Below are 12,995 nucleotides of genomic sequence, written 5' to 3'. Positions count from 1 at the left end.
ACGAGGTTTCGCGGCGGGCCGCCACCACGTACGGTCAGCGCCATGCCGCGCACCCTCGTGCAACGCGATGCTGAGCTGGCGATGCTCGACCACCGGCTCGGCGAGGTGCGCTCCGGGACCGGTGCGGTGATCGTCGTCGAGGGCCCGGCCGGGATCGGCAAGTCCAGTCTGCTCGCCGCCGCCGGCCTCGACGCGGCGGCGGCCGGCCTGCGGGTGCTGTCCGCGTGGGGCGGCCCGCTGGAACGGGACGCCGGCTGGGGGATCGCCCGGCAGCTGTTCGCGCCGCTGCGACAGACCTCGGAGTGGGACGCGCTGGCCGTCGGCGCGGCCGCCCCCGCGCGCCGGGCGCTCGACGACGAGGGCGCCACGCACGCCCCGACCGGCGACGCGATGCACGCCGCCGCGCACGGACTGACCTGGCTGACCTGCGGACTCGCGGCCCGGGCGGCGACGCTGCTGCTGGTCGACGACGTACATTGGGCGGACGCCCCGTCGCTGCGCTGGCTCGGTCAGCTGACCCGCCGGATCACCGGGCTGCCGCTCGGCATCCTGTGCGCGGTCCGCTCCGGCGAGCCGCCGGCCGAACCGGACCTGCTGGCCGAGCTGCTGGCCGCGGCGGGCGCGCCGGTGCGGCCGAGCCCGCTGCGACCGGAGGCGGTCCGGTCGATCGTGCTGGACCGCCTCCCCGCGGCCGGTCCGGCGTTCATCACGGCCTGCCACGCCGCCACCGCCGGCAACCCGTTCCTGCTCGGCGCGCTGCTCGACCACCTCGCCGCGGAACGTCTCGAACCGTCCGACGAGGTCGCCGCCGGGCTCAGTGACTTCGGCCCGGACCAGGTCGCCCGGGCGGTCGACCGCCAGCTCGCCCGGCTGCCCGCCGGGACCGCCTCGCTGGCCCGGGCGTTCGCCGTGCTCGGGCGCGGCGCGTCCCTGCGGCAGGCCCGCGAGCTGGCCGGATTGGATCATTCCGACGCCTCGCTCCTGGCGGACCGGTTGCGGTCCGCCGGGCTCCTGGAGGGCGGGATCGAGGGGTACGCGCTGGTCCACCCGCTGGTCGCCGCGGCGCTCTACACCGGGCTGCCGGCGGGCGAGCGGGCCCTGTGGCACGGCCGGGCGGCCCGGCTGCTCGCCGCGTCCCGGGCCGACCCGGAGACCGTCGCGCTCCACCTGCTGCGTACCGAACCCGCTGGTGAGCCCGCTACGGTCAGCGCGCTGAGCACGGCTGCCGACCGCGCCTGGCGGCGGGGCGCGGCGCAGAACGCGGCGACCTTCCTGCGCCGGGCGTTGACCGAGGGGCCGATCGAGGCGTACGCCGAAGCCGATCTGCTCTGTCGCCTCGGCCTGGTCACCGCCGAGCAGGTCAAGCCGGAGGCCTACCCGCTGCTGGCCTCGGCGGTGGAGCGGGCGACCGATCCTGATCAGCAGGCGGGGATCACCCTGGCCGGTGCCCGGGCGCTGGGCATGGCCGGCTACCACGATCAGGCGCTGCGGCTCTGCCACCGGATCCTGGACGCCGATCCGGCCCCCGGCGCGGCCCCGGCGGTCCTCGACGAGATCGAGGCGGAACTGGTCTGCTCCGCCTGGCTGGACGCCGCGACCGTCCCCGACGCGCGGCGGCGCACGCTGCGGCACACCGGCCCGGACGTGGCGCCGGTGTGGGGCGTGCACCACGGGCACCTCGCGGCGATCGAGGGCCGGCCGGCCGCCGAGACCGCCGCGATCCTGCGCCCGGCCCTGGACGCCGAGATCGGGTCGCTGCTCGCCACCGTGCTGAAGTTCGCCCTGGTCGCGACGGAGGAGCTGGACATCGTCCGGGGGCTGTGCGACGCGCTGATCGACCAGGTCCGCCCGCGGGGCTGGATGACCGCGCTGGCGCACGGCAGCTTCGTCCGGGCGCACGCCCTGGTCCCGGCCGGGCGGGTCGGGGACGCGGTCGCCGACGCCCGGTTCGCGTTCGAGTTCAAGCTCGCCAACCCGCCCGCACCGGGTCTGGTCTGGACGGTGTTCCCGCTGGTGGAGGCGCTGACCGAGGCCGACGACCTGCCGTCCGCCGAGGCCGCCCTGGCCGCCGCGGAGGCGGCCGGCTGGGGCAGCCCGGACCGGCCGCGGCCCAGCGCCGCCGCGGTGGCCGGGCTCGGCAGCCTGGCGCCGGGCAAGCTGCGGACCGCGCTGCTGCTGGAGCGCCGGGCCCGCCTGCGCCTGGCCCAGCACCGCCCGGCCGACGCGCACGCCGACCTGACCGCGGCCGCCGCGATCTGGCAGGCGCTCGGCGCGCGGCACCCCGGGCTGGCCGCCTGGCGGGTCGACGACTGCCTGGCCCTGGCCGCGCTCGGGGACTTCCCGGCCGCCCGCCGGCTGGCCGAGGAGCACCTGGACCTGGCCGCCCGGGTCGGCCTGGCCGGTCCGCGCGGCGCCGGCCTGCGCGCGCTGGCCCGCACGGTCCCGCCGGTCGAGGCGGTCCCGCTGCTGACCCAGGCCGCCCACCTGCTGGCCGCGTCCCCGATGCGGCTGGAGTACGCCCGGGTGCTGACCGACCTGGGCGCCGCGCTACGCCGGGCGAACCAGCGCGCGGCCGCCCGGGATCCCCTGGTCCAGGCCCTGGACCTGGCCGATCACGGCGGGATGCGGCTGATCGCCCGGCGGGCCCGGCAGGAGCTGCTCGCCGCGGGCGGGCGCCCGCGCCGGACGGTGATCACCGGCCCGGGCGCGCTGACGCCGGCCGAGCACCGGGTCGCGGTCCTGGCCGCGCTGGGGCACAGCAACAAGCAGATCGCCGACCAGCTCTACGTCACCCGCCGCACGGTCGAGACCCACCTGACCCACGTCTTCCAGAAGCTCGCGGTCAGCAGCCGCGCCCAGCTGGCCACGTCCCTGCCGGAGAACTAGATGGACTGATCCAGACTCGCGTTCCAGAGCGGGCCGGCCTGCTCGTGGGAGTCGACACCCGCGTAGAACGCGTCGCCCAGCGCCGCGAACCCGTCCCGCTCGACGCCGTCGGCCAGCAGGAATTTCGGGCGGAAGACCGCGAACGGCGACGGCCGGTACGGCACCGCCATCCGGAGCGTGCGGAGCGCCGGCTCGTACTCCGCGCCCTCGATGATCAGCGCGTCGGTGCGCCCGCTCGGCAGCGGAACATAGCCGTCGAAGACCAGCACCGCCCGGGCCGCCAGCTCGGCGTTCCCGGCCAGGGCGGCCTGCCCGGCCTTGACCGCGAGCTCCAGGTCCTCGTCGGCGAACCGGGCGCCGCCGCGCCGCCCGTCGGCCTTCTCGTGTCCGAGCAGCGGGGTGATCGGCCCGCCTCCGTCGGCGATCGACCACATGCCGTGCGCGGCGAAGAACCCGGCCAGCCGGGCGAGCAACAACATGGGCCACACCCTGCCACACCGGTCTGACCGTCTGTGCGCAACTTCTTGACAATATTCTGGAAACGATTCCAGACTGACTCCATTGATCGATCGACATCGAATGATCAAGGGGTTTGTCGTGGCGGTGACCATCAAGGACGTCGCCCGGCTCGCCGGGGTCTCGCAGTCCTCGGTGTGCCGGGCCCTGGCCGATCCCGCACGGGTCCGGCCGGAGACCCGGGAGCGCGTCGAGAGCGCGGCCCGGGAGCTCGGATATCACCCCAACCGGGTGGCCCGCAGCCTGATCACCGGGCGCACCCTGAACATCGGCGTGGTCCTGCCCGATCTGGCCAACCCGTTCTTCCCGTCGGTGGTGAAGTCGATCCAGACCCAGGCGCGCCGTTTCGACTACGCGGTCTTCCTCAGCGACACCGACGAGGACCCGGCGGTCGAGGTGCCGGCCATCCGGGCCCTCGCCAAGCAGGTCGACGGGTTCCTGCTCTGCTCGCCGCGGGCGCCCGACGAGGACCTGCGGTCGTTCGCCGGGGAGAAGCCGATCGTCGTGCTGAACCGCCGGATCACGCCGTTCCCGTCGGTCACCGCGGACAGCGCCGACGGCATGCGGCAGGCGGTCGCGCACCTGCACGCGCTCGGTCACCGCACCATCGCGTACGTCGCCGGCCCGCGCACCTCCTGGTCCAACCGCGACCGGCTGCGGGGCCTGCGCGCCGCGACCGCCGCCCGGGAGATGACCCTGGTCGAGGCCGGCAACGTCGCGCCCACCGTCGACGGCGGAGCGGCCGCCGCCGACCTCGTGCTCGCCTCCGCGGCCACCGCCGTCCTGGCCTACAACGACCTGGTCGCGCTCGGGCTGCTGCAACGGTTCCACGTCCGGGGCGTCGCCGTCCCGGAGCGGATGAGCGTCGTCGGCTTCGACGACATCCTGGTCGCCGGGCTGGTCGGCCCGCCGCTGACCACGGTCGCGATCGCCAAGGAGCAGATCGGCCGGGTCGGGGTGGATCTGCTGCTGGAGCTGATGGCCGACCGGGACGACGGCGCCACCCGCCGGGTGCTGCCCACCCAGTTGATCGTGCGTGGATCAACCGGTCCAGTTCGGTAAGAAGGGAACGACCATGTCGCCCAGTCGCCGCCAACTCCTCACCCTCACCGCCGCCGCGGTCACCGTCGCCGCGTGCAGCCCGCCGGACAACAACACGCCGGCCACCAGCGCGTCCGGCCCGGTCCCGGACAAGCCGGCCAAGGCGGTCACCCTCAACGTGCTGGACGTGGCCGGGGACCTGCAGCTCACCCAGGGCATGATCGACGATTTCGTGGCGAAGAACAGCGGGGTGATCGAGCGGGTCACCTACACCAAGGCGACCGCCCCGGAGCTGGTCGGCAAGATCAAGGCGCAGCAGGCGGCCAACCGGGTGGACATCGACCTGGTGCTGACCGGGGTGGACGGCCTGGCCGCCGGGATCGACCAGCAGCTGTGGGTGCCGCTGCTGCCGACCTACGCGAGCCGCCTCCCCGGCATGAACAACTACCTGCACGGCGCGGCCGCGATGCAGAAACTGGCCGGCGACCAGGGCGTGACGGTCACCTACTACCCGTCCGGGCCGCTGATCGAGTACCTGCCGGCCAAGGTGCCCGACCCGCCGCGGAACACCGCCGACCTGCTCGCCTACGCCAAGGCGAACCCGGGCGCGGTGCAGTACGCCCGCCCGTCCAACTCCGGTCCGGGCCGGACGTTCCTGATGGGCCTGCCCTACCTGCTCGGCGACACCGACCCGAAGGACCCGGTCAACGGCTGGGCGAAGACCTGGGACTACCTCAAGCAGCTCGGCGAGACGGTCACGCTCTACCCGTCCACCACCAGCGAGACGATGAAGAACCTGGCGAACGGCTCGGCGAAGATCATCGCGTCGACGACCGGCTGGGACATCAACCCGCGGGTGCTCGGGACGGTGCCGAAGGAGGCCGAGATCGGCACGCTCAACGGCTTCCACTGGGTGACCGACGCGCACTACGCGGTCGTGCCGAAGGGCGTCTCCACCGACAAGCAGTCCGCGGTCCTCAACCTGCTGGCCTGGATGCTCACCCCGGAACAGCAGGCCAAGGCGTACGACAAGGGCTACTTCTTCCCGGGCCCGGCGGTCGACGGCGTGACCATCGAGATGGCGCCCGCGGAGAGCCAGCAGGCGATCCGGGAGTACGGCCGGCCCGAGTACCTCAAGCTCATCGCGAACAACCCGATCGAGGTCCCGCTGGACGCGAAAGCCCTGGTCGCCGCGTTCGACCGGTGGGACCGCGAGGTCGGCGGCGCCAAGGTCAAGAAATGACGACGTTCGCGTCGCTGCGCCTGGACGGGGTGACCCGCCGGTTCGCCGGTGCGGACGCCCTGACCGGGCTCGACCTGGAGATCCGGCGGGGCGAGTTCATCGCGCTGCTCGGCCCGTCCGGGTGCGGCAAGTCGACCGCGCTGAACTGCCTGGCCGGGCTGCTCCCGCTCAGCGCCGGCAGCATCTGGCGGGACGGGGACCGGTTGGACACGTTGCCGCCGGAGCGCCGTGGGTTCGGGATGGTCTTCCAGAACTACGCACTTTTCCCGCATATGTCCGTACGCAAGAATATTTCCTTTGGTCTGAAAATGCGGAACGTGGCGCGGGCCGAGGCGCGGCGCCGGACCGACGAGGCGATTCGCCTGGTGCACCTGGAGGAGCACGCCGGCAAGCTGCCCGGCCAGCTCTCCGGCGGTCAGCAGCAGCGGGTCGCGATCGCCCGCGCGGTCGTCGTCGAGCCGTCGCTGGTGCTGATGGACGAGCCGCTCAGCAACCTGGACGCGAAACTGCGGCTGGAGATGCGCACCGAGATCCGCCGGCTGCACCAGAACCTGGGCCTGACCACGGTCTATGTGACGCACGACCAGGAGGAGGCGCTGTCGATGGCCGATCGCCTGGTGGTGCTGCGCGCCGGGCGGGTCCAGCAGATCGGCACTCCGGAGGAGGTGCACACCCGGCCCGCGAACCGGCACGTCGCCGATTTCATGGGCTTCCGCAACCTGCTGCCCGGCATCTTTCTCTCGGCCGCCGAGATCAAAATCGACCAATTCGGAGGTACGGCGGGAAGCCCGGCCGGCCCGGTCCAACCCGGTGATCCGGTGGTGGCCGCGATCCGTCCCGACGACATCGTGCTCGACCCCTCGGGAGTCGAGGTGACCGTGGAGGTCGCCGAGTACCACGGGCGGGAGATCGCCGCCGAAGCCCGGACAGCCGACGGCTTGACGTTGCATCTGCGCACGTCACAGCGCCTGGCGCCGGGCGACAAGGTGTCGGTGACCTTCCCGCCCGACCGGCTGCTGGTGTTTCCGGCATGACCACCGCCACCCTGGCGATCCGGCACCGGCTCGCCGAGCGGGGCGTCGACCCGCAACTGCTGCTCCTGGTCCCGGCCACGGTGTTCGTCGTCGTGCTGTTCGTCTACCCGTTCTGCTACGGCATCGCGGTGTCGCTGCAGCCGGCGCAGGGCGGGGCGCTCGCCGCCTACCGGGCCTTCTTCACCGATGCTTACCAGCGCGACACGATCGGCACGACGCTCGCGATCGCCCTGCCGGCGGCGCTGTTCAACGTGCTCGCCGCGGTGCCGATCGCGTACCGGATGCGCGGCCGGTTCCGCGGCAAGCGGCTGCTCACCACGGTCCTGGTCGTGCCGATCACGCTCGGGACGGTGCTCACCGCGGAAGGGTTGCTGAACTTCCTCGGGCCGACCGGGTGGTTCAACCGGTTCCTGTTGACGCTGGGCCTGGTCGACCAGCCGGTCACGCTCACCCACAACTACTGGGGGGTGTTCTTCTCGCTGGTGATCACCGGATTCCCGTTCGCGTTCCTGCTCGTGCTCTCCTACCTGTCCGGGATCGATCCGAGCCTGGAACGTGCCGCGGCGACGCTCGGGGCGGGCTGGGCACAGCGGTTCTTCCGGATCACGCTGCCGCTGCTCGCGCCGGGCCTGGCCACCACGTTCTGCCTGACGTTCGTCCTCGCGTTCAGCGTCTTCCCGTCGGCGATCCTGGTCGGCGACCCGTCCGGCAGCACCCGGGTGATCAGCATCGCGGCGTACGAGGCGGCCTACGTCCACTACGACTACGCGGCGGCCTCGGCGGCGGCGATCATCATGGGCGCGGTCGAGCTCGTGGTCATCAGCGTCGTGCTCGGGTTGCGCAGCCTGCTCTACACCGGTTCGACCGCGGGAGGCAAAGGATGAGCCGGCGGATCGTGGCCCGGCCGGGCGCCTGGGTGGTCTGGGGACTGGTCGTCATCTTCTTCGTCGGGCTGGCCGGCGTGATCGGGTCGGTGCTGGTCAACTCGTTCGGCGTGCGGTGGTTCGACACGTGGCTGCCGGAGGCGTTCACCACCCGGTGGTACGGGCAGGCGTGGACGGACTTCACGCTGCTGCCGGTGCTGACCGTCACGCTCGTCGTCTGCCTGCTGGTGGCCGGCATCTCGGTGCTGGTCGGGGTGCCCGCGGCGTACGTGCTGGCCCGCCGCAAGTTCCCCGGCAGCCGCCTGCTCTACCTGCTCTTCCTGCTGCCGATCCTGATGCCGCCGATCACCTACGGCATCCCGCTGGCCACCGTCCTCTACAAGTACGGCCTCGCCGGTCACCTCTCCGGCGTCGTGCTCGCCAACCTGGTGCCCTCGGTCCCGTTCGTGATCCTGACGATGACCCCGTTCATCGAGCAGATCGACCCGGCCGTCGAACGGGCCGCCCGGATGTGCGGCGCGCGCACCCGGCACGTGTTCACCTCGATCCTCGCGCCGCTGCTCGTCCCGGGCATCCTGGCGGCGTCCATCCTGGTCGTGGTCCGGACCGTCGGGATGTTCGAGCTGACCTTCCTGACCGCCGGGCCGGACTCGCAGACCCTGGTCGTGGCGCTGTTCTACTCGATGTCGGCGGCCGGGATCCGGGCCCAGCAGTCGGTCGACGCGATGGCCGTCATCTACTGCGTGATGATGCTGATCCTGCTGGTGGTGGCGTTGCGCTTCGTGAATCCGACGCAGCTGGTGGCCCGGGTCAAGGAGGACCCGGAGTGAGGATCGTGGACGCCCGGGTGATCGTGACCTGCCCGGGCCGCAACTTCGTGACCTTGAAGATCATTACTTCCGAGGGTACGTACGGGGTGGGGGACGCGACCCTCAACGGCCGGGAGCTGGCCGTCGCCGCCTACCTGCGGGAGCACGTGGTGCCGGCGTTGCTCGGGCGCGACCCGGCTCGGATCGAGGACACCTGGCAGTACCTGTACCAGGGGTCCTACTGGCGGCGGGGGCCGGTGACGATGACCGCCATCGCGGCGGTGGACACCGCGCTGTGGGATCTCAAGGGGAAGGTGGCCGGGCTGCCGGTCTATCAGCTGCTCGGCGGGCGGTCGCGGGAGGGCGTGACCGTTTACGGTCATGCGAACGCGGACACCGAGGAGGGGCTGCTCTCGGAAATATCGCGATATGTCGGTTTAGGGTATCGGGCGGTGCGGGTTCAGGCCGGCATTCCGGGGCTGGAGTCGGTCTACGGCGTCGGCAAGCCGGGGGAGACCTACGAGCCCGCGTCCGCGGCGGTGCCGGCCGAGTCGGTCTGGGACACCGCGCTCTACCTCGACCACATGCCGCGCGTCCTCGCCGACGTCCGCGCCGAGTTCGGCCCGGGTCTGCGGCTGCTGCACGACGTGCACCACCGGCTCACCCCGATCGAGGCCGCCCGCCTCGGCAAGAGCCTGGAGCCCTACGCGCTGACCTGGCTGGAGGACCCGGTCCCGGCCGAGCTGCAGGAGGGCTTCCGGCTGATCCGGCAGCACACGACCACGCCGCTCGCGGTCGGCGAGGTGTTCAACAGCGTCTGGGACTGCCAGCAGCTGATCACCGGCCAGCTGATCGACTACATCCGCACCACGGTCGTGCACGCCGGCGGCATCACCCACCTGCGCCGGATCTTCGACCTGGCCGCCCTCTACCACGTTCGCAGCGGCTCGCACGGGGCCACCGACCTGTCGCCGATCTGCCTGGCCGCGGCCCTGCACGTGGACCTGGCCATCCCGAACTTCGGCCTCCAGGAGTACATGCCGCACTCCCCGGAGACCGACGCGGTCTTCCCGCACGGCTACCACTTCGAGGCCGGCTACCTCCACCCACCGGAGACCCCCGGCCTCGGCGTCGACATCGACGAGGAGCTGGCGGCGCAATACCCCTACCGCCCGGCCGCCCTCCCGATCAACCGCCTCACCGACGGCACCCTGCACAGCTGGTGACACGGCTCCGGCACCCCCAACCTCCAGCAACGCCGGCCGCTGCCGCCCGCCGCCCCGCAGGTTTCGCCTCGCGAGGACGACGGCCGTGTCTCGGCTGCCGTCGGCCCGCGGGCTCAGCTGCGCGAGGACGGCGGCCGGGTCTCGGCGGCCGCCGGCCGGCGGGCTCAGCTGTGCGAGGACGGCGGTCGTGTCTCGGGGGAGCTGCCTCTGGGCACGCGCTGCGTACAGCAGCCGGGACGCCGGCCTGTCCGACCTGAACGTCGGCCAGGGCCATGACCGGGCGGCGGACATCGTCCCGGGCATCGACCTGTCGGTCGCGTCCGCCGGCCGAGCGGTGGCCGGGCGGTGGGCGTCGACCTCTCAGCCGCGGCTGTTGGTCGGGGCGGTGGCCAGGCGGTGGGTGCCGGCCCTTTCCGCCGCGGCTGTTGGTCGGGGTGGTGGTCAGGCCGGCGGTGGGCGCCGATTTGTCAGGCGCGGCTGTTGGTCAGGGCGGTGATCAGGCGGCGGACGTCGGGCTCGGCTGGGCCCGGGGTGAAGCCGGAGAGGTGGTGCTGCAGCAGGCCCTCGATGCCGGCCAGCAGCAGCGGCGCGACCTCCGTCGCCTGCCGGACGCCCAGCGAGACCAGGGCCGCGGCGGTCCATTCGGACAGGAGTCTGCGGTCGGCGTTGAGCTGCTCCAGCAGGGTGGGCTCGACCACGCCCTGAGCGAAGATGACGAACCGCGCCGCGGTCCGGACCCGGGACGGGCCCAGGGCGTCGTCGGTGAACGCCACATACGCCGCGATGAGCTCGTCGACGGACCCGGGGAAGCCGGCGGCGAGCCTGGCCTGGAAGCTCTCCGTGTCGATCTGCCGGAGCCGCTCGACCGCGCCGTCGACGAGCCGCGCCCTGGTCCGGAAGTAGTTCGAGGTGGAGCCGCTGGGCAGCCCGGCGGTCGCGTCGACGCGGGCGTGACTGAGCGCGTGGATGCCCCCGGTGCCGAGCACCTCGAGGGCCGCGTCGGCGATCCGGACGGCGGTCGGGTGCGGCACACGGTCACCATACTTTCCCGATCTCCGTGATCGCGGCGCCGACCCCGTCCTCGGCCCGGAGCTGCCGCGACACCGCCTGTGCACCGGGCCGGAAGGCCGGCGCCGCGTCGATCGCCGACACGAGCCGCCGCGCGGTCAGCCCGCGGACCGGCACCGGCGGCGGACCGGCCCGCAGCGCGGCGATCCGGTGCCCCCAGAACGGCTGATCGGCGGTGAACGGCACGACCACCGACGGCACGCCGGCCCGTAACGCCGCCGCGGTGGTGCCGGCGCCGCCATGATGGACCACCGCGGCCATCCCGGGGAACAGCTCGTCGTGCGGCTCCTCGTCGATGACCAGGAGGTTCGGGCCCTCGGCCGACAGGCCCGCCGCCCCCCGTTGAACGACGGCCCGCCGGCCGAGGTGGCTCAGCGCTGCGCGCACGGCGTCGGTGAGGCCGGGCGCGGTCATGCTGCCGAACCCGAGGAAGATCGGCGGCTCGCCGTCGTTCATGAAGGTTCGGACCCGGGCGGAAAGCGCTCCGGTCGGCGGGGGCTGCCAGTAGCCGGTCATCGGGCGGTGCGCGGGCCAGTCCGGTGGTGGCGGGACGACGGCGGGGCTGAAGCCGTGGATCACGGGCCAGCGCTCCTCGTCCAGCCGGCGGAACATCGCCCGGGTGCCCAGCGGCGGCAGGCCCAGCTCGCGGCGGAACTCGGCGGTGGCCCGCGCGAACGGGAGCTGCCCGAGACCGCGGAAGGCCCGCGCCGCGAACCGGTTGCCCCAGCCGCCCAGCGACCGGGTGGTCAGCGGCGGCGGCGGGAACGCCCGGGTCGGCTCCAGCGGCTGCAGGAACGCGCCCATGCTCGGGATCCCCCGGGCCTCGGCGACGTGGTGACCGAGCATCGCCATCGGGGCGAGGACCAGCAGGTCCGCGTCGCGGGCCGCGGTGGCGATCGCCCGGCCGATCGCCACCCAGCGCCCGGCCAGCACCCTGGCGAAGCGCGCCGACGACAGCGGGCCGGCGCCGAACTCGACGGGCAGGGCCGCGAAGCCGAGACCGGCCTTCTCGACCAGGCCGCGCAGCGATGCGTGGGTCACGATCGTCACCCGGTCGCCTCGCGCGGCGAGCGCGGCGCCGATCGCGGCACTCGGAACGACGTCGCCCCGCGTCCCGATCGTCACGATCACCACGTTTCTCATGCCTGCCAATCTACTACGATCGTAGTAGTCCGACCGCGTGTCGCCGGTCACTCGATTCCCGCGGTTGCGAAGCAAAGCGGAACGTGGTTCCGTATCATTGAGCGGAACCACGTTCCGGTTCGTCACGTCAGGAGACAACCATGCCCTCATTCGGGATCATGACAGCCCCGCAGCAGGTCGACTACCAGGACATTCTCCGTGTCTGGCAGGAGGCCGACGCGGTGCCGGAGATCGAGCACGCCTGGCTCTTCGACCATCTGATGCCGATCGGCGGCGACCCCGGCGGCCCGATCCTCGAGGGCTGGACGCTGCTCTCCGCGCTCGCCGCCCAGACCCGGCGACTGCGCCTGGGCCTGCTCGTCACCAGCAACCGGTTCCGGCCGCCCGCGCTGCTCGCCAAGATCGCCACCACGGTCGACGTGGTCTCCGGTGGCCGGCTCGACTTCGGGATCGGGGTCGGCTCCCGCCCGAGCCACCCGCTGGCCCGCCGGGAGTACAGCGCGCACGGCCTGCCGTTCCACGACGTGGAGCACGCGGTCGGCAGCCTGGACGAGGGCCTGACCGTGATCAAACGACTGTGGACGTCGCCGGAGCCGTTCGACTTCGACGGGAAGTATGTCCAGGTCACCGGGGCCTTCGGGAACCCGAAGCCGGTGCAGCGGCCGCACCCGCCGATCATGATCGGTGGCCGGGCCTCGGCCACCCTGCGGATCGTCGCCGAGCACGCCGATCTGTGGAACATCCCGGGCGGCGGCCCGATCGAGGACGTCGCGTCCCGCAGCGCCCTGCTGGACCGCTACTGCGCCGAGATCGGCCGCGACCCGGCGGAGATCACCCGCTCGATCCACCTGGGCGTCTCCTACGACGACCCGGCCGCCACCCGAGCCAAGATCGCCGAGGCGGTGGAGGCCGGCTTCCAGCACTTCGTCCTCAGCGTGCCCGACCCGTACCCGATCGGCGTCGCCCGCTGGCTGGCCGACGAGGTCCTGTCCGCCCGATAGCCCGCCGTCGCGCGACGGCCGGCGGTGCCCCGGTGTCGCGTCCGCAGGTGGTGCCCGAGCTTCCCGCCTGCCCGGAACCACTCACCGGGCCTCGTCCCCGCCCGCAGGCGGGGCAGGCCCGGTACCGGGTGGCCCGCACCTGGC

Annotated in this window: 11 protein-coding genes; 8 read left to right on the top strand and 3 right to left on the bottom strand. The window is 73.0% G+C overall.

Annotated elements, in window-relative coordinates:
* Positions 1–42 precede the first annotated feature (42 nt).
* Positions 43–2,886: an AAA family ATPase gene (locus L3i22_RS35055; protein WP_221321775.1), complete on the top strand. Its 2,844-nt coding sequence runs from the start codon at positions 43–45 to the stop codon at positions 2,884–2,886.
* Here the strand turns inward: L3i22_RS35055 and L3i22_RS35050 are convergent.
* On the bottom strand, positions 2,883–3,365 hold the full coding sequence (locus L3i22_RS35050) for a hypothetical protein (protein ID WP_221321774.1): 483 nt from the start codon (positions 3,363–3,365) through the stop codon (positions 2,883–2,885). The two genes, L3i22_RS35055 and L3i22_RS35050, sit on opposite strands and share 4 nt — an antisense overlap.
* A 118-nt stretch (positions 3,366–3,483) precedes the next feature.
* Between L3i22_RS35050 and L3i22_RS35045 the strand changes: the two genes are divergently transcribed.
* Genes L3i22_RS35045 through manD form a run of 6 tightly spaced genes read left to right on the top strand, consistent with a single transcriptional unit; the run spans position 3,484 to position 9,639 of the window.
* A complete protein-coding gene (locus tag L3i22_RS35045) occupies positions 3,484–4,464 on the top strand; it encodes a LacI family DNA-binding transcriptional regulator (protein WP_255657392.1) in 981 nt (326 codons plus the stop codon).
* A 13-nt stretch (positions 4,465–4,477) separates the two neighbouring features.
* Positions 4,478–5,686: an extracellular solute-binding protein gene (locus tag L3i22_RS35040; protein ID WP_221321772.1), complete on the top strand. Its 1,209-nt coding sequence runs from the start codon at positions 4,478–4,480 to the stop codon at positions 5,684–5,686.
* Positions 5,683–6,720, top strand: a complete 1,038-nt coding sequence (locus tag L3i22_RS35035; RefSeq protein WP_221321771.1) for an ABC transporter ATP-binding protein — start codon at positions 5,683–5,685, stop codon at positions 6,718–6,720. The genes L3i22_RS35040 and L3i22_RS35035 overlap by 4 nt, the downstream gene beginning before the upstream one ends.
* Complete coding sequence (locus L3i22_RS35030) at positions 6,717–7,604, top strand: ABC transporter permease (RefSeq protein WP_221321770.1); 888 nt, start codon at positions 6,717–6,719, stop codon at positions 7,602–7,604. The genes L3i22_RS35035 and L3i22_RS35030 overlap by 4 nt, the downstream gene beginning before the upstream one ends.
* On the top strand, positions 7,601–8,434 hold the full coding sequence (locus tag L3i22_RS35025; RefSeq protein ID WP_221321769.1) for an ABC transporter permease: 834 nt from the start codon (positions 7,601–7,603) through the stop codon (positions 8,432–8,434). Before L3i22_RS35030 ends, L3i22_RS35025 begins: the two co-directional genes overlap by 4 nt.
* Positions 8,431–9,639 carry a D-mannonate dehydratase ManD gene (gene manD, locus L3i22_RS35020; RefSeq protein ID WP_221321768.1) on the top strand — a complete coding sequence of 403 codons (1,209 nt, stop codon included), beginning with the start codon at positions 8,431–8,433 and terminating at the stop codon, positions 9,637–9,639. Before L3i22_RS35025 ends, manD begins: the two co-directional genes overlap by 4 nt.
* Positions 9,640–10,106: 467 nt before the next feature.
* Here the strand turns inward: manD and L3i22_RS35015 are convergent, their stop codons facing one another.
* Positions 10,107–10,670, bottom strand: coding sequence for a TetR/AcrR family transcriptional regulator (locus tag L3i22_RS35015; RefSeq protein WP_221321767.1), 564 nt, complete (start codon positions 10,668–10,670; stop codon positions 10,107–10,109).
* Positions 10,671–10,674: 4 nt separating this feature from the next.
* Positions 10,675–11,850, bottom strand: coding sequence for a glycosyltransferase (locus tag L3i22_RS35010; protein ID WP_221321766.1), 1,176 nt, complete (start codon positions 11,848–11,850; stop codon positions 10,675–10,677).
* A gap of 140 nt (positions 11,851–11,990) precedes the next feature.
* Here L3i22_RS35010 and L3i22_RS35005 point away from each other — a divergent pair, with 140 nt between their 5' ends.
* The gene (locus L3i22_RS35005; protein WP_221321765.1) at positions 11,991–12,851 is read left to right on the top strand and encodes an LLM class flavin-dependent oxidoreductase; all 861 of its coding nucleotides are present in this window, start codon (positions 11,991–11,993) and stop codon (positions 12,849–12,851) included.
* The last annotated feature ends 144 nt before the right edge of the window (positions 12,852–12,995 follow it).

It is taken from the genome of Actinoplanes sp. L3-i22 (assembly GCF_019704555.1).
Classification (GTDB): Bacteria; Actinomycetota; Actinomycetes; order Mycobacteriales; family Micromonosporaceae; genus Actinoplanes.
Note: the sequence above shows the minus strand (reverse complement) of the source record. Positions and strands in the feature narration are given on the sequence as shown.